The following is a 14,502-nucleotide window of genomic DNA, read 5'->3' on the forward strand; positions in this document are numbered from 1 at the left end:
TAGATGCTTCAATGCAGTTTCTCGCAATCTACGACATGGACAAGACCATCACCGCCGCGCCGACCTGGACGCGCTTCCTGGCGATGGCGGCGCGGATCCGGGCACCGTGGCGGCTGGCATTGTTTCCGGCGGTGGGCGTGGCCGGGGTCGCCTGTCTGCTCCAGCTGACCGATCGCGCCGGCCTCAAGCAATTCTCGCAGCGGCTGCTGCTCGGCGGGGCCTTGCCTCCCGAGGAGATGGCGCGCGTGGCGGAAGCGTTCGCCGCGCGCGAAGCGGCGCACGGCGTGCTGCACGGCGCGCGCGCGCGGATCGCGGCAGACCGCGCGGCGGGCTATCGCCTCGTCATGGCAACCGCCTCGCACGGCTATTACGCCGCCGCGATCGGGCACCTGCTGGGCTTTGACGATGTGATCGCAACCGAAGCGAAGCGCGATGGGCAAGGCCGGATTCTCTCCCTGATAGAGGGGGATAACTGTTACGGGCCCGCAAAGCTCCGCCGGATCGAGAGCTGGATGGCGGAACAGGGGATCGCGCGGGGCGGCGCCCATGTCCGCGCCTATTCGGATCACGTCTCGGACGCGCCCCTGCTCGGCTGGGCGGACGAGGGCTTCGCGGTCAACGCGCATGGGCCGCTGCGCAGGCTGGCCGCGGAGCGGGGCTGGCCGCTGCTCGACTGGCGATAGGTTCGTGGCGCATCGGGCGAGCGGCATCGGCTAGAGAAACGCGTCGACCGTGTGGATGAGCACGCCGACCAGCCCGCCCACCAGGGTGCCGTTGATCCGGATATATTGGAGGTCGCGGCCGACGGCATTTTCCAGCCGGCCGGTGATCGTCCGCGCGTCCCAGCCCTTGATCGTGTCGGAGACGAGGCGGACGATGCCGTCGCCATAATCGGCGGCCGCGCCGACGGCGCTGCGCCGGGCGAAGCGGTTGATCGTCTCGGCGAGCTTGCGATCCTGCTGCAGCGTGACGCCGAACTGGCGCAGCGTCTCGCCCATCCGCCCGCCCAGGGCCCTGCCGGGATCGCGGGCAAGGCGGAGCAGGGCGACACGGCTCGTCTCCCACAGCCCGTCGATCCAGCGCTGAAAGGCCTGGTTCTCGAGCATCTCGAGCTTGAACGCCTCCACCTTCTCGCGCAGCTCGGGCTTGTGCTGCAGGTCATGGGCGAGCCGTTCCAGCCCCTCCTCGGCCTTGGCGCGCAGCGGATGGCCGGGGTCCTCGGCCATTTCGCCGAGCAGCTTGTCGAGCCCCTCGATGATCTTGTTGGCCAGCGTCTCGTCGAGCCCGGTCCAGCGCATGACCGCGCCGGCGCGGTTGTGGACCATCTCGCGGATCATGTGCTCGTTGGCGGCGAGCACCTTGGCCGCCCAGCGGATCATGCCGTCGAGCAGCGGCAGGTGGCGGCCATTGGCGATGGCGGCGCCGAGCGCCTGGCCGAACAGCGGCGCCACGTCGATGGCGCGCAGCCGGGCGGCGATCGCACCCTTGGCCATGCCGCCCAGCCGCTCCTGGTCGAGCGATTCGAGGAAATCGGCGGCCAGGCGCCCGGCGCTGCGCCCGATCCGGCCATCGGCGTGCACCGGATTGGCGAGCCAGCGCCCGGCCGCGCCCGCCACGTCGAGCCGCTGCATCCGCCTGGCGACCACCTTGGGCGTGAGGAAATTGTCGCGCAGGAACTGGGCGAGGGTGCTCGCGATCCGGTCCTTGTTGCGCGGGATGATCGCGGTGTGGGGGATGGGCAGGCGGAGCGGGTGGCGGAACAGCGCCGTCACCGCGAACCAGTCGGCCAGCCCGCCCACCATCGCCGCCTCGGCAAAGGCGCGGACATAGCCGATCGCCGGATGCGCATGGTCGAAGGCGCGGGTGAGGAGGAACAGGGCGGCCATCGCCACCAGCAGGCCGGTCGCGACCAGCCGCATCCGGCGCAGGCCGGCGGGGATCGGCTCGGACGAAAGGGGAGTGCGCAACATGGTCACGCACTCCCCAATACATCAGACGGGATCAAGTTCACTCCGCGGGTTGCGGCGCGTCGTCCCCGGGCTTGTGCTCGATGGTCCCGCCGCCCTGGCCATGGCCGATGACGCGGCTGCCGTCGTCGCCTGGCCGGAAGGTGAGCAGGCGGCGCGACAGGCGCGGTCCGAGCCATTGCTCGAGCCCGACCGCCAGGCTGAACAGCGCCGGCACCATCACCAGGGTGAGCAGCGTCGACAGGATCAGGCCGCCGATCACGGTGATGCCCATCGGCGCGCGCCACGAGCCGTCGCCGTTGAGCGAGAGCGCGGTCGGGATCATGCCGGCGACCATCGCCACCGTCGTCATCAGGATCGGCTGGGCGCGCTTGTGCCCGGCGTCGACGATCGCGGTGAACTTGTCGACGCCCTTGGCCATCTCCTCCAGCGCGAAGTCGATCAGCAGGATCGAGTTCTTCGCGACGATGCCGAACAGCATCAGCGCGCCGATCAGCACCGGCATCGAGATCGGCTGGCCGGCGATCCACAGCGCGATCAGCCCGCCCAGCGGCGCGTTGAGCAGCGAGCCCATGTTGACCAGCGGCGACATGAAGCGGCGATAGAGCAGCACCAGCACCGCGAAGACCAGGAACACGCCCGACATCAGCGCGATGACGAAGTTCTTCACCATCTCCGCCTGCCACTTGGCGCTGCCGACGGTCATTTCCGCCACGCCGATCGGCAGGGCCTTCATGATCGGCAGCTGGTGGATCTTCTCGAGCGCCACGCCCGAGACCACGGCCTTGCCCGTCTTGGGATCGGTCGCCAGGTCGGCGCCGACGACGACGCGCCGCTGCAGGTTCAGCCGCTCGATCTTGGTCGGGCCGGTGCCGAAGGCGATGTCCGCCACGGTGCCGAGCTGGACCGAACCGCCATTCTGCGTCTGCACCGGCAGGTTCTTGATCGTGTCGAGCTTGGCGCGGGCATTCTCCTGGAGCGCCACCCGGATCGGGATCTGGCGATCCGTCAGCGAGAATTTCGCGCTGTTCTGGTCGATGTCGCCCAGCGTCGCGATGCGGATGGCGCTCGAGAGCGCCGCCGTGGTGACGCCGAGATTCGCCGCCAGGTCGAGCCGGGGCTTGATCACGATCTCGGGCCGGTTGAGGTCGCCCGCGATGCGCGGCGCCACCAGCTCGGGCATCTTCGACATCTGCTCGACCAGCGTGAGCGCGGTCTTGGTGAGCAGCGCGGGATCCTCGCCGCCGAGCGTGATGGTCAGCGCGCGGCCGCTCGAGCCCCAGCCGCCCTGGGCGCGGAAGCCCACCCGCGCATCGGGGATCTTGAGCAGCTCCGGCGCGAGGCGGCGCGTGAACGCGTCGCTCGTCTCGGTGCGCTTGTCCTTGAAGATGACCAGCACGCGGCCATTGCCGACACCGGCACGCTCGTAGAGATTCTCCACGTTCGGCTCGGTGCGCAGCCGCTCGGCGACCTGGCGGACGACGCGATCGGTCTGCTCCAGCGTGGTGCCCGGCACCATCTCGACATTGACGCTCACCTGGTCCTCGTCCTGCGTCGGCTGGAAAGTCATCGGCAGGATGAAGAAGAAGCCGACGGTCATGACCAGCGACAGGAAGAAGCCGAGGATCGCCGACCAGCGATGGTGCAGCGTCCAGCGCAGCAGCTTCACATAGGCGTCCATGATCCGGCCTTCGCCGTGCGAGGCATGGCCCTTGGCCTTGAGGAAATAGGCCGCGATCATCGGCGTGACGAGGCGCGCCACGGCAAGGCTCATCAGCACCGAGGCGACCACGGTCAGGCCGAAATTCTTGAAGAACTGGCCCGAGATGCCCGGCATCAGGCCGACCGGCAGGAACACCGCGACGATCGACATGGTGGTGGCGAGCACCGCGATGCCGATCTCGTCGGCCGCGTCGATCGATGCCTGATAGGCCGATTTGCCCATGCGCATGTGCCGGACGATGTTCTCGATCTCCACGATCGCATCGTCGACCAGCACGCCCGCCACCAGCGACAGCGCGAGCAGGGTCATCTGGTTCAGCGTGAAGCCCAGCAGGTCCATGAACCAGAAGGCCGGGATCGAGGAGAGCGGGATGGCCAGCGCCGAGATCACCGTCGCGCGCCAGTCGCGCAGGAAGATGAGCACCACGATGACGGCGAGGACGGCGCCCTCGATCATCGCCTCCATCGCCGAATCATATTGCTGCTCGGCGTATTTGCTCCAATTGGCCAGCAGCTCGAAATGAACCTTGTCGTTGTTCTTCTCGAGCTGCTTCAGCTTCTTCTGGGCTTCGTGATAGATCGTCACGTCCGAGGCGCCCTTGGCGCGCTGGATGTCGAACGAGATCACCGCATGGCCGTTGAACCGTGCCGCGCTGCGCAGCTCGGCATAGCTGTCGGTCACGCTGGCGATGTCGGCCAGGCGGACGGTGCGGCCGCCGCCGAGCGCGATCTGGGTCTGGCCCAGCGTATAGGCGTCCTTGGCGTTGCCGAGCACCCGGACCGACTGCTCATAGCCGGAGATCTCGGCGCGACCGCCCGCCGCGTTCATGTTCACCTGGCGCAGCTGCTGGTTCACCTGGCTGGCGGTGAGGCCATAGGACTGGAGCCTGGCGGGATCGAGCTGGACGCGAATCTCGCGGTTGACGCCGCCGTTGCGGTTCACCGCCGACATGCCCTCGATCGAGAGCAGGCTCTTGGCGACCGTGTTGTCGATGTACCAGCTCAGCTGCTCGACGGTCATGTCGGGCGCGATCGCGGTGAAGCTGGCGATGTCGTTGTCGCTGGCCGAATCGACGCGGCCGATCTGCGGCTCCAGGATGCCGTCGGGCAGGTTGCCGCGAACCTGCTGGATCGCGCTGCGCACATCCTCCACCGCGCGGTCGATCGGCGTGCCGATCGCCAGCTGCACGACAGTGGTCGAATTGCCCTCGGTCACCGTCGAGTTGATCTCGTCGATGCCCTGCAGGCTGCGCACTGCGCTTTCCACCTGCTGGGTGATCTGCGTCTCGAGCTCGCTCGGCGCGGCGCCCGGCTGGCTGATCGAGATCCAGACGACCGGGAAGTCGATGTCCGGATTGTTGTTCACGTCCATCCGCGAGAAGCTGACCAGCCCCGCGACGGTGAGGAACAGGAACAGGACGATCGGCGGAACCGGGTTCCGGATCGCCCAGGCGGAGATGTTCCGGAAGCTCATCGCGAGGATCCTATTGCTTCTTGAGGGGCTGGGGGATGACCTTCTGCCCCGGATTCAGGAACGCGCCCGCTGTGAGCACCACGCGCTCGCTGCCGGTCAGGCCCCGGGCGATCGAGACGCCGGCATCGGTCACCTCGCCGGTGACGACGGCGGTGCGGACGGCCTGGTTCTTGGCGTCGAGCGTGTAGACATAATTGCCCTGCGCGTCGGTCTGGATCGCCGACTGGGGCAGGATCACCGCATCCTGCGCGCCCGTGATGATCTGCGTGCTGGCGAAGCCGCCCGGGCGCAGCGCCGGATCATAGCTGAGCTGGATGCGGGCGATGCCCTGGCGGGTGCTCGGATCGATCACCGGCGAGACCTGCCACACCGTGCCGCTGAACACCTGGGTGCTGCCGGTCGGCGTCACTTGCGCGGTGGAGCCGACATGGGTGCGCAGGAGATCCGCCTCGGCCAGCTGCGCGCGCAGCTCCATCTGGCCGCCCATCGCCATGCGGAAGAGCACGCCCGAGCCGCCGCTGACGATCTGGCCCGGCTCGACCTGGCGGGTGAGCACCAGGCCGGCTTCCGGCGCGCGAATGTCGAGCCGGTGGTTGCGCGCCTGAGTCTCGGCGAGCTGGGCGCGGGCGACGCGGACCCGGGCGGAGGCCTGGTCGCGCGCGGCGGTCAGCCGGTCGATATCGGCCTTGGAGACGAAGCCGTTCGAGACCAGGGCCTTTGCGCGATCGAGATTGGCCTGGGCGAGCTTGGCGTCGGCTTCGGAAACGCGCACCGAGGCGGCGAGCGAATCGGCGGTCTGCACCTGGACCGAACGGTCGACGGTGGCGAGGACCTGCCCCTTGGCGACCCAGGTGCCGGGCTCGACGAGCACGCGGGTGACCAGGCCGCCTTCGCCGACCACGCCCACCGGCATCTCGCGCTTGGCGGCGAGGCTGCCGGTGCCGCTGATCACCGTCTGGACCGCCTGGCGGCCGGGAACGGCGATGGTGACCGTGGGGATCTGGGACTGGCTGGCCTGCTGGGACCCGCCCTTGCCCGCCGCCTTGCCGGCGGCGCCGTCCTGCTTGCCCATCATGAAGAACGCGGCAATGCCGACCAGCACCACTACGGCCAGCGTGATCCACAGCCAGCGCCGCGACTTCGGCGCTCCCTCACCACTATATTCCAGCCGCTCCTGTCGTCCGAACATCCCTGCCTCGTAATTCATGTGCGACATTCCGATCCGGCCGAATGGCCGCTGCCCCCCAATGAGATCGCACTGTATTAGATGAATAAGGCACCGGCCACAAGAGCCGTTTCGCTTGGGGCGGGCAAATGCCCGTTTCGGCCTTATTTCGCAAGTATCGGGAATGCCTCCCGAACCATTTCCAGCAAGAAACGGTTGCAATGACGGCGTTACGGCGCGACGTTCGCGCGCGGTCCGGGGGAGACGGGCCGAATCGAGGAGGGATTCAATGCCTCATGGGATTATCGGATGGCTGCTCATCGGCCTCGTCGCCGGAGCGCTTGGCAAGCTGATCATGCCGGGCAAGGACCCTGGCGGCGTGATCGTCACGATCCTGATCGGCATCGCCGGTGCGCTGCTGGCCTTCTACCTGACGCCGATGCTCGGTCTGGAGGTGCGGGACAGCACCTGGCAGGCCTATGCCGCGGCGACCGTCGGCTCGGTGGTGCTGCTGGCGCTGTACCGGCTCGTCATGGTCCGCCGGGTCTGAGGGCCCGGTTTCGTTCAGCTTCCATTTGTCCCGCGTGCGGCAAGGCCGGCGCGGGACAAATCGTTTTTGGAGCGTATCGATGATTCGGACTGTTCTTGCCACTTCCGCCGCACTGCTCACGGTCGCGGCCCTGCCCGCCGCCGCGCAGCAGGAAATGCGCCCCGTGCTGCTCGACGGTACGGTGCTGGACGTGAGCGCCACCGGGATCAGCACGCGCGTGCCCGACCTGGCGGTGATCCAGGCCGGCGTGGTCACCCAGGCGGCGACCGCCGCGGAGGCGATGCAGCAGAACAGCGCCCGGATGACCAAGGTGCTGGCCGCGCTGCGCAAGGCCGGCATCGCCGAGCGTGACATCCAGACCGCGACGATCGGCCTCTCGCCGCAATATCGCTATGCGCAGAACGAGCCGCCGGTGATCACCGGCTACCAGGCCTCGAACCAGGTCTCGGTGCGTTTCCGCGACGTGGCGAAGAGCGGCACGATCCTCGACACGCTGGTGCGCGAGGGCGCCAACAACATCTCCGGTCCCGAGCTGACGGTCGACAAGCCCGAGGGCGCGCTCGACGAAGCCCGGGTGGACGCAGTGACGAAGGCGCGGGCGCGGGCGGAGCTCTATGCCCGGGCGGCGGGGCTCAAGGTCGATCGCATCCTGGCGATCTCGGAGGGCGGGGCGCTGCCCAACCCGCCGATGCCGGTGATGATGATGCGAGTCGCCGCGGCGCCGATGGCGGACAAGACCGAAGTGGCGGCGGGCGAGCGCGAGCTCAACGTCACCGTCACCGTGCGCTTCCTGCTCAAGTAACCGGTCATGAAAAAGGGCCGTCCCTGGCGGGGCGGCCCTTTTTGCATGCGGGCGTCGGGGCTCAGCGCAGCGAGCCGCGGCGGACCAGGTTCACCAGCGCGAGCAGGATGATCGCGCCCACCAGCGACACCAGGAACGTGGTCGGAGTGATCACGCCGCTGTTGATGTCGCCGCTCGAGAACAGCCAGCCGCCGATAAAGGCGCCGACGATCCCGACGATGATGTTCAGGAAAATGCCCTGCTGGGCATCGGTACGCATCACGATGCTGGCGAGCCAGCCGACGACGCCGCCGATGACCAGCCAAACGATAAGACCCACCATAAGTCCCTCCGTTGTTTCGGCCCGTGGATCGGGCGACGGAAAGAAAATGAGTGGACGGTCATGTTGGTTCCGTACCGAAATTTTCGGGCCGCCCGGAACTTTTCGCGGCTTCCGGAAAGAAAAGGGCCCGCCCCGGCGTGCCGGGGACGGGCCGATATTGCGCCTCGAGGGAGAGGCTCAGTATTTCTGCTGGCGCTCGTAGAGCGAGCGATAATGCTGGATGCGGGTCACGCGCAGGCCCGGCATGCCCGAGCGATCGATCGCGCGCTGCCAGCCCGCGAATTCCTCGACGGTGAGGCCGTAGCGCTCGCAGACCTCGTCGACGCTGAGCAGGCCGCCGTTCACGGCTGCCACCACTTCCGCCTTGCGGCGCACGACCCAGCGAGTCGTCTCGGGCGGGGGCAGCGTCTCGAGCGTGAGCGGCTCGCCAAGGGGGCCAATCACCTTCGCCGGACGGATCTTTTGATTCTCAATCATCTACTCGCCTTTCGGGGCGGGGGGCCCCCGCTACGCAAACTCTGTGAACGACCGATATTCGTTGCACTTGAACATCGGCTAAATCGCCTCGGTAAATTCGATCTTCATTCTTCCCGGCGGCGGGTGAGCGCCCGCGCCGCGAGGCCGTGAAAGGCCCCGTGCGCCGGCGCGAGCAGCTGCTCGACCGGCGCGATCAGCGCCAGCCGGGCCTGCGCGCGCGCCGTGGGGCTCGCCGCCTGGCGCGCCGCCACGCCGACCAGCAATACCGCCAGTTCGGTCGGCATGGCCGTGACGGCCACATCGCGTTCCAGTCTGGCGAAACTCAGGTCCACGCTCTCTTACCCATCCGACAGGTCGATTTCGGATGAGGCGTTCTAGCCCAAAGTCTTGAAGGGTCCGTAAAGCAGGCGAAAACGCGTGCTTAACCAGCGTTACCGGAATCCCACCGGGGTGGCGCGCCGCCGCGCGAGCGCCTAAATGCGCGCGATCATGATCGCAGGAGACTTTCAGCTCGAAGCGCCGCTCAAGGCCAGGCGCATCGTCGTCGCCATGTCGGGCGGCGTCGATTCCTCCGTCGTCGCCGCGCTCGCCGCGGCCACCGGCGCCGAGACGATCGGCGTGACGCTCCAGCTCTACGACCATGGCGAGGCGGTGGGCCGCGCCGGCTCCTGCTGCGCCGGCCGCGATATCCGCGACGCGCGGGCGGTGTGCGATCGGCTGGGGATCGCGCACTATGTCTTCGACCATGCCTCGCGCTTCAAGACCGAGGTGATCGACGATTTCGCCGACGAATATCTCGCCGGCCGCACGCCGATTCCCTGCGTGAAGTGCAACATGGGGCCCAAGTTCACCGACCTGTTCGCGCTGGCCCGCGACCTGGGCGCCGACTGCCTCGCCACCGGCCATTATGTCCGCCGCGTCCTGGGGCCGCAGGGCGCCGAGCTGCACCGCGCGCACGATCCGGCGCGCGACCAGAGCTATTTCCTGTTCGCCACCACGGCGGCGCAGCTCGATTTCCTGCGCTTTCCGCTGGGCGGCATGCCCAAGCCCCAGGTGCGCGAGCTCGCCGCCGAGCTGGGCCTGGGCGTTGCCGGCAAGCCCGACAGCCAGGACATCTGCTTCGTCCCCGATGGCGACTATGCCAGCCTGGTGAAGAAGCTGCGCCCCGAGGCGGAGACGGGCGGCGATATCGTCGACGAGGCCGGCCGGCTGCTGGGGCGGCACCGGGGCCTGATCCATTTCACCGTGGGGCAGCGCCGCGGGCTCGAGATCGGCGGCGCGCCCGAGCCCTATTATGTCCTGCGGCTGGATCCCGCGACCCGGCAGGTCGTGGTCGGCCCCAAGCGGGCGCTGGCAGTGCGCGCGGCGCGGATCGAGGGGATCAACTGGCTGGGCGGCGACCATGCCGGGCCGCTCACCGCCAAGGTGCGCAGCCTCGCCCGGCCGGTGCCGGCGCGGCTGGAGGGCGACCGGGTGGTGTTCGAGGCGCCCGAATATGGCGTCGCGCCGGGCCAGGCCGCCGTGCTCTATGCCGGCGAGCGCGTGCTGGGCGGCGGCTGGATCGCCGAGACCGAGCGGGCCGAGCTGCTGCCGGCCTGAGCCGCGCGGAAGCTTACGAAGCATATGCCACGGGGGACGGGTTTCGCCCTCCGCGCGAGGCTGGCCGGCGCCGGCGGCGGCGCGGAAAGTCGCAATGGTCCTGACCCCATCGCGCGCGGCCCGGCACACGCGCTCGCCGGGGCGAAGAGCGGCGAAGGAAGTGGAGGAGGCGCATCGGGGCTGCATCCGCCAGCTTGGAGCAGAGGAAACCCTACATTGCCAGTCCGGCCGTTTGCCGGAACGCCATCGTCACCCCGGGGACAAGTCGGCGATTATCCCGATCAACCAAGGCATTCCCAATAGCCGTCATCCCCGCCTTCGCGGGGATGACGGACGAGTTAGCGGGGATGGCGGAAGAGTTCGCGGGGATGACGGAAAAGGGCGTATCCGTCCTTGCGGGGCAAGCGTCGCCACCGCCGGCGGATGTATTGGCAATCGACGGGATCGCCCTCTCCCGGGGGAAGAGGGCGGCCGGCCTATTTCAGGAAGGCGATGATCGCGTCCGAAGTGGCTTGGGGCTGCTCCTCCATCAGCCAATGGCCCGATGCGGGAATCACTACCTGGGTAACGTTGGTCGCGGCGGCGCGCGCCACCGTCGCCATGGTCGGCCCGAACGACTTCTCCCCGCCGATCGCCAGCACCGGCATGGTCAGCTTGCCCCGGGCGAGCAGCGCCCGATCGTCGATCGCGTCCTGGTCGAACGCGGCGAACTGGCTGAACCCGGCATGCATCGCGCCCGGCAGCGCATAGAGCGCGGCATAATGGACGCGCGAGGCTTCGTCGAACTTCGCCGGATCGGCCGAGAATTCGTTCCAGAAGCGATCGAGATAGATGCGCTCGCGCCCGGCGACGAGGCGCTCCATGTCCGGCCCGCCGAAGCGGAAATGCCAGAGCAGCGGATTCTGGAGGATCTCCTGCCAAGGGCCGATGCCCGGGATCGGCGCGTCCATCAGCACGAAATGCGGGACGCGCGCCGGATAGCGGCCGACAAAGGCATAGCCGACCATGTTGCCGATATCGTGCGCCACCACATCCACCCGGTCGACGCCGAGCGCGGCGAGCACGCCGGCGACGTCCTCTGCCTGGGTCTTCTTGTCATAGCCGCCCGCCGGCTTGGCCGAGAGGCCGAGCCCGCGCAGATCGGGCACGATCACCCGGTGGTTGCGCACCAGCCGCGCGGCCAGCGGCTCCCACATGTCGCCGGTCTCGCCATAGCCGTGCAGCAGCAGCACCGCCGGCCCGGTGCCGCCGACGCGGACATGGAGCGTGGTGCCGTTGGTCGCGATTTCCCGCGTGGTGAATTCGGCGGGATAGGGCGCCACCTGCGCCCCCGCCGGTGCGGCGCATGCGAGCGCCAGAGCCGCCAAGCCATATTTCCACATCGCGCTTCTCCTCCGCGGAGGGACGATGATTCGCCCGGGCCGGGATGATGACTCCGAAACGACCCGCGCGCCAACCCCCGCCCGCCGTCCGGAGGCGGCGCTTTGCGCGGGTGGCGCGCGCTGTGCCATAGGCACCTGGCACATAAGGAGAAATACATGTTCCTGGCCGCCGCGCTCGCGCTGCTCGCCCCCCAGGCCGCCCCCGCTTCCCCGGATTCGGCGCTGCTCGCCGAAGTGAAGGCCGCCGATGCGGCGCTGTTCGACACCTTTTTCGAGCGCTGCGATCCCGCCCGCCTGGCATCGCTGGTGACGCCCGATTTCGAGATGTATCACGACAAGGACGGCGTGGTGGCGACCAGCGGCGCGGCGTTCGTCGCGCTCTATGCCAAGCAGTGCGAGGCGCGAAAGGCGCCCGGCGCCTGGCGCAGCCGCCGCGCATTGCTGCCCGTGTCGCTGCGCGTCGATCCGGTGCCGGGCTATGGCGCGATCGAGGAAGGCGACCATTTCTTCTACGAGCGGCGCGGCGACGGGCCGGAGAAGCTGGTGGGCCGCGCGCATTTCGTCCAGCTGTGGAAGAAGGCGCCGGACGGCTGGCGGGTGGCGCGGATCCTCAGCTATGCGCACCAGGCAGTGGATTAGAGTGGCGACTCAATCAGCGAACCTCGCCATCCCCGCGCAGGCGGGGACGACCGGGCTCGCCGACTGAGCCTCGAGCCTAGCGCCTTTCCGGCTCCGGCTTTCCGGCGAGGATCCCGCGAACCGCGTCCGCATCGCCGCCAGCGGCCGGGAGGAGGAACGGGCTGGAGCAGGGCGCCTGCAGCAGCGTCGGCAAATCGGCGCGTGGGGCTGGGAAGATCGTGGCGCTCGGTCCGCGCAGGGGCGGTATCGGCCTGGCCGGATTGCGCAGCGCAATCAGATAGGGACCGGGCGCCATGCTTTCCGGCTCGTCGAAGGTCGAATTGTCCCAGGTGACCGAAAGGCGCCTTGGCGCCCGGCCCAGCAGCACCTGGTCGACGACCACCTCGAATCGGGCATAGTCCCAGATCGGCCCCGGGCTTTTCACCACCCGGTCGGCTTTCCTGCCCGAGGGATCGTGCCGGATGATCCGATATTTCTCCACGCGCCCGACCACGACGGTGTCGGCATAGCGGACATCCTCGGCCCGCAGCGGAACGAACGTCATGCAGGCCTTGGCGGGGACGGCGCCGGCAATGACGGCGACCGCCAGCATGCCCGTGTGCGAGAGATGGCGCATCCGCCTCGTCCTCCATTTGCCGGGAGGCAGCATTCCGCAAAGCCGGGCCCGGCGCAATGCCGTGCCTATAGCGCGAACTCTCCCATGATCACCGTCGCGCATCTGCCGCCCAGGATCACGCGGTCGCCGGCCAGCCCGCAGGCGAGATGGCCGCCGCGCTTCGAGGCCTGGAAGGCGCTGAACGTGTCGCGGCCCAGGCGCTTCGCCCAATAGGGCGCGAGCACCGAATGCGCCGATCCGGTGACCGGGTCCTCGTCGATGCCCGCGGCGGGCGCGAAGACGCGGCTGATCACGTCCGTCTCGATGCCCGGCGCCGTCACGATGTTGAGCGTGTCGCCGATCGCGGCGAGCGCGGCGAAATCGGGGCGCAGCGCCAGCACCGCCTCGGCGCTCTCCAGCACGGTCAGGTCATAGCCGTTGGGATGGCGCAGCGTCTCGCCCAGGCCGACGCCGAGCGCGGCGAGCAGGCCGGGCACCTCGGCGGGTTCGGGCGGATAGGCGGGCAGGGCCATCGCATAGCCGGCGCCGCTACCGGCGTCGTCGCGGCGCACTTCGAGGATGCCGGCCTTGCGGGTGCGGAAAGTGACGCGATCGCGCGCCGGATCGGCGGAAAGGACGAAATGCCCGCTCGCCAGCGTCGCATGGCCGCACAGCGCGACTTCGACGGCGGGAGTGAACCAGCGCAGCTCGAAATCCGCCGCGCCGCTGGCATCGGGCAGGAGGAATGCCGTCTCGGAGAGGTTGTTCTCCTCCGCGATCTGCTGGAGCACCGCGTCCGCCAGCCATTCGCGCAGCGGCATGACCGCGGCGGGATTGCCGGTGAAGGGGCGGTCGGCAAAGGCGTCGATCTGGGCGAAAGGCAGGCGCACTCAATTGTCCTTCAGCAGATTGGCTTCGATCATCGGGTTCTCGGGCACGTCGCAATGGCCCTCGGGATCGACATGGATCAGGATCTCGGTGCCCGGAAAGGCGGCGCCCAGCTCCTGCTCCAGCGCCTCGACCACGTCGTGCGCCTGCTGGATCGTCATCGCCGGGTTCATCGAGATGTGGAACTGGACGAAGTCGGCGGCGCCGCTGCTGCGGGTGCGCAGGTCGTGCAGGCTCTTGAGCGCAGGGTTGCGCGCGGCGACCTCGACAAAGGCGCGGCGCTTCTCCTCGGGCCATTCCTTGTCCATCAGCTGGTCGATCGCCGCCTCGCTGGCGCGCCAGGCGCCGAACAGCAGCCAGAAGGCGATGGCGATGCCGAACACCGGGTCGGCGCCGACCATGCCCCAGGCATCGAGCACCAGCGCGACGATCACCGCGCCGTTGAGCAGCAGGTCCGACGTATAGTGGATCCGGTCGGCGCCGATCGCGACCGATCCGGTGCGGGCGATGACATGCTGCTGGTAGCGGGTGAGCGCGAGCGTGACGACGATCGCGACCATGCTCACCGCGATGCCCGCTTCGGGCGAGGCGGAGACGTCGCCGCCCTGCAGCCGCTCGATCGCGCGCATCAGGATGGCGAGGGCGGAGATGGCGATCACCACCACCTGGAAGAGCGCGGCCAGCGCCTCGGCCTTGCCGTGCCCGAAGCGGTGATTCTCGTCGGCCGGCTGCGCGGCCCAGTGGACGCCGCCCAGCGTGACCAGCGAGGCGAACAGGTCGAGCACCGAATCGGCGAGGCTGGCGAGGACGGCCACCGATCCCGTCTCGATCGCCGCCCAGGCCTTGAGCGCGCCGAGCAGGATCGCGCAGCACACGCTGGCGATGGCGGCGCGGCGGGCGAGGTTGGTCATGGCCGGCCG

Annotated in this window: 15 protein-coding genes; 5 read left to right on the top strand and 10 right to left on the bottom strand. The window is 68.8% G+C overall.

Annotated elements, in window-relative coordinates; genetic code table 11:
- Nucleotides 1-11 precede the first annotated feature (11 nt).
- Complete coding sequence (locus OMP43_RS01050; protein WP_280277634.1) at nt 12-683, top strand: HAD-IB family phosphatase; 672 nt, start codon at nt 12-14, stop codon at nt 681-683.
- A 30-nt stretch (nt 684-713) separates the two neighbouring features.
- Here the strand turns inward: OMP43_RS01050 and OMP43_RS01055 are convergent, their stop codons facing one another.
- Genes OMP43_RS01055 through OMP43_RS01065 form a run of 3 tightly spaced genes read right to left on the bottom strand, consistent with a single transcriptional unit; the run spans nt 714 to nt 6,370 of the window.
- Nucleotides 714-1,970 carry a DUF445 domain-containing protein gene (locus OMP43_RS01055; protein WP_280277636.1) on the bottom strand — a complete coding sequence of 419 codons (1,257 nt, stop codon included), beginning with the start codon at nt 1,968-1,970 and terminating at the stop codon, nt 714-716.
- 37 nt (nt 1,971-2,007) lie between these two features.
- Nucleotides 2,008-5,163, bottom strand: a complete 3,156-nt coding sequence (locus OMP43_RS01060) for an efflux RND transporter permease subunit (protein WP_280277637.1) — start codon at nt 5,161-5,163, stop codon at nt 2,008-2,010.
- Nucleotides 5,164-5,173: 10 nt separating this feature from the next.
- On the bottom strand, nt 5,174-6,370 hold the full coding sequence (locus OMP43_RS01065; protein WP_280277638.1) for an efflux RND transporter periplasmic adaptor subunit: 1,197 nt from the start codon (nt 6,368-6,370) through the stop codon (nt 5,174-5,176).
- 247 nt (nt 6,371-6,617) lie between these two features.
- Here OMP43_RS01065 and OMP43_RS01070 point away from each other — a divergent pair, with 247 nt between their 5' ends.
- The gene (locus OMP43_RS01070; protein ID WP_280277639.1) at nt 6,618-6,878 is read left to right on the top strand and encodes a GlsB/YeaQ/YmgE family stress response membrane protein; all 261 of its coding nucleotides are present in this window, start codon (nt 6,618-6,620) and stop codon (nt 6,876-6,878) included.
- 79 nt (nt 6,879-6,957) lie between these two features.
- Entirely contained in the window at nt 6,958-7,680 is a 723-nt protein-coding gene (locus tag OMP43_RS01075; protein ID WP_280277640.1) for an SIMPL domain-containing protein, read from the top strand.
- A 61-nt stretch (nt 7,681-7,741) separates the two neighbouring features.
- Here the strand turns inward: OMP43_RS01075 and OMP43_RS01080 are convergent, their stop codons facing one another.
- The 3 genes from OMP43_RS01080 to OMP43_RS01090 all read right to left on the bottom strand — a co-directional run bounded on the left by OMP43_RS01080 (nt 7,742) and on the right by OMP43_RS01090 (nt 8,778).
- A complete protein-coding gene (locus OMP43_RS01080) occupies nt 7,742-7,999 on the bottom strand; it encodes a GlsB/YeaQ/YmgE family stress response membrane protein (protein WP_280277642.1) in 258 nt (85 codons plus the stop codon).
- Nucleotides 8,000-8,179: 180 nt separating this feature from the next.
- The gene (locus tag OMP43_RS01085; protein ID WP_086127932.1) at nt 8,180-8,479 is read right to left on the bottom strand and encodes a DUF1153 domain-containing protein; all 300 of its coding nucleotides are present in this window, start codon (nt 8,477-8,479) and stop codon (nt 8,180-8,182) included.
- A 104-nt stretch (nt 8,480-8,583) separates the two neighbouring features.
- Nucleotides 8,584-8,778: a hypothetical protein gene (locus tag OMP43_RS01090; protein ID WP_348538583.1), complete on the bottom strand. Its 195-nt coding sequence runs from the start codon at nt 8,776-8,778 to the stop codon at nt 8,584-8,586.
- Nucleotides 8,779-8,968: 190 nt separating this feature from the next.
- Here OMP43_RS01090 and mnmA point away from each other — a divergent pair, with 190 nt between their 5' ends.
- On the top strand, nt 8,969-10,078 hold the full coding sequence (mnmA, locus tag OMP43_RS01095) for a tRNA 2-thiouridine(34) synthase MnmA (protein ID WP_280277647.1): 1,110 nt from the start codon (nt 8,969-8,971) through the stop codon (nt 10,076-10,078).
- A 476-nt stretch (nt 10,079-10,554) separates the two neighbouring features.
- Here mnmA and OMP43_RS01100 read toward each other — a convergent pair whose 3' ends face one another.
- Entirely contained in the window at nt 10,555-11,445 is an 891-nt protein-coding gene (locus tag OMP43_RS01100) for an alpha/beta hydrolase (RefSeq protein WP_280277648.1), read from the bottom strand.
- A 171-nt stretch (nt 11,446-11,616) separates the two neighbouring features.
- Here OMP43_RS01100 and OMP43_RS01105 point away from each other — a divergent pair, with 171 nt between their 5' ends.
- Nucleotides 11,617-12,099, top strand: coding sequence for a nuclear transport factor 2 family protein (locus OMP43_RS01105; RefSeq protein WP_280277650.1), 483 nt, complete (start codon nt 11,617-11,619; stop codon nt 12,097-12,099).
- A gap of 76 nt (nt 12,100-12,175) precedes the next feature.
- Here the strand turns inward: OMP43_RS01105 and OMP43_RS01110 are convergent, their stop codons facing one another.
- The 3 genes from OMP43_RS01110 to OMP43_RS01120 form a co-directional block, all read right to left on the bottom strand.
- The gene (locus OMP43_RS01110; protein WP_280277651.1) at nt 12,176-12,715 is read right to left on the bottom strand and encodes a hypothetical protein; all 540 of its coding nucleotides are present in this window, start codon (nt 12,713-12,715) and stop codon (nt 12,176-12,178) included.
- Between the two features lie 65 nt (nt 12,716-12,780).
- The gene (locus OMP43_RS01115; RefSeq protein ID WP_280277652.1) at nt 12,781-13,584 is read right to left on the bottom strand and encodes a PhzF family phenazine biosynthesis protein; all 804 of its coding nucleotides are present in this window, start codon (nt 13,582-13,584) and stop codon (nt 12,781-12,783) included.
- Entirely contained in the window at nt 13,585-14,493 is a 909-nt protein-coding gene (locus tag OMP43_RS01120) for a cation diffusion facilitator family transporter (protein ID WP_280277654.1), read from the bottom strand.
- Between the last annotated feature and the right edge of the window lie 9 nt (nt 14,494-14,502).

The sequence above is a fragment of the Sphingomonas sp. CBMAI 2297 genome (assembly GCF_029870595.1).
Lineage (GTDB): Bacteria > Pseudomonadota > Alphaproteobacteria > Sphingomonadales > Sphingomonadaceae > Sphingomonas.

Excerpts from the sequence above, each read along its gene's own strand:
- OMP43_RS01065 (WP_280277638.1), bottom strand. The coding sequence starts at position 6,370 with ATGAATTACGAGGCAGGGATGTTCGGACGACAGGAGCGGCTGGAATAT.
- OMP43_RS01055 (WP_280277636.1), bottom strand. The coding sequence starts at position 1,970 with ATGTTGCGCACTCCCCTTTCGTCCGAGCCGATCCCCGCCGGCCTGCGC.
- OMP43_RS01060 (WP_280277637.1), bottom strand. The coding sequence starts at position 5,163 with ATGAGCTTCCGGAACATCTCCGCCTGGGCGATCCGGAACCCGGTTCCG.
- OMP43_RS01120 (WP_280277654.1), bottom strand. The coding sequence starts at position 14,493 with ATGACCAACCTCGCCCGCCGCGCCGCCATCGCCAGCGTGTGCTGCGCG.
- OMP43_RS01110 (WP_280277651.1), bottom strand. The coding sequence starts at position 12,715 with ATGCGCCATCTCTCGCACACGGGCATGCTGGCGGTCGCCGTCATTGCC.
- mnmA (WP_280277647.1), top strand. The coding sequence starts at position 8,969 with ATGATCGCAGGAGACTTTCAGCTCGAAGCGCCGCTCAAGGCCAGGCGC.
- OMP43_RS01050 (WP_280277634.1), top strand. The coding sequence starts at position 12 with ATGCAGTTTCTCGCAATCTACGACATGGACAAGACCATCACCGCCGCG.
- OMP43_RS01085 (WP_086127932.1), bottom strand. The coding sequence starts at position 8,479 with ATGATTGAGAATCAAAAGATCCGTCCGGCGAAGGTGATTGGCCCCCTT.
- OMP43_RS01105 (WP_280277650.1), top strand. The coding sequence starts at position 11,617 with ATGTTCCTGGCCGCCGCGCTCGCGCTGCTCGCCCCCCAGGCCGCCCCC.
- OMP43_RS01075 (WP_280277640.1), top strand. The coding sequence starts at position 6,958 with ATGATTCGGACTGTTCTTGCCACTTCCGCCGCACTGCTCACGGTCGCG.
- OMP43_RS01070 (WP_280277639.1), top strand. The coding sequence starts at position 6,618 with ATGCCTCATGGGATTATCGGATGGCTGCTCATCGGCCTCGTCGCCGGA.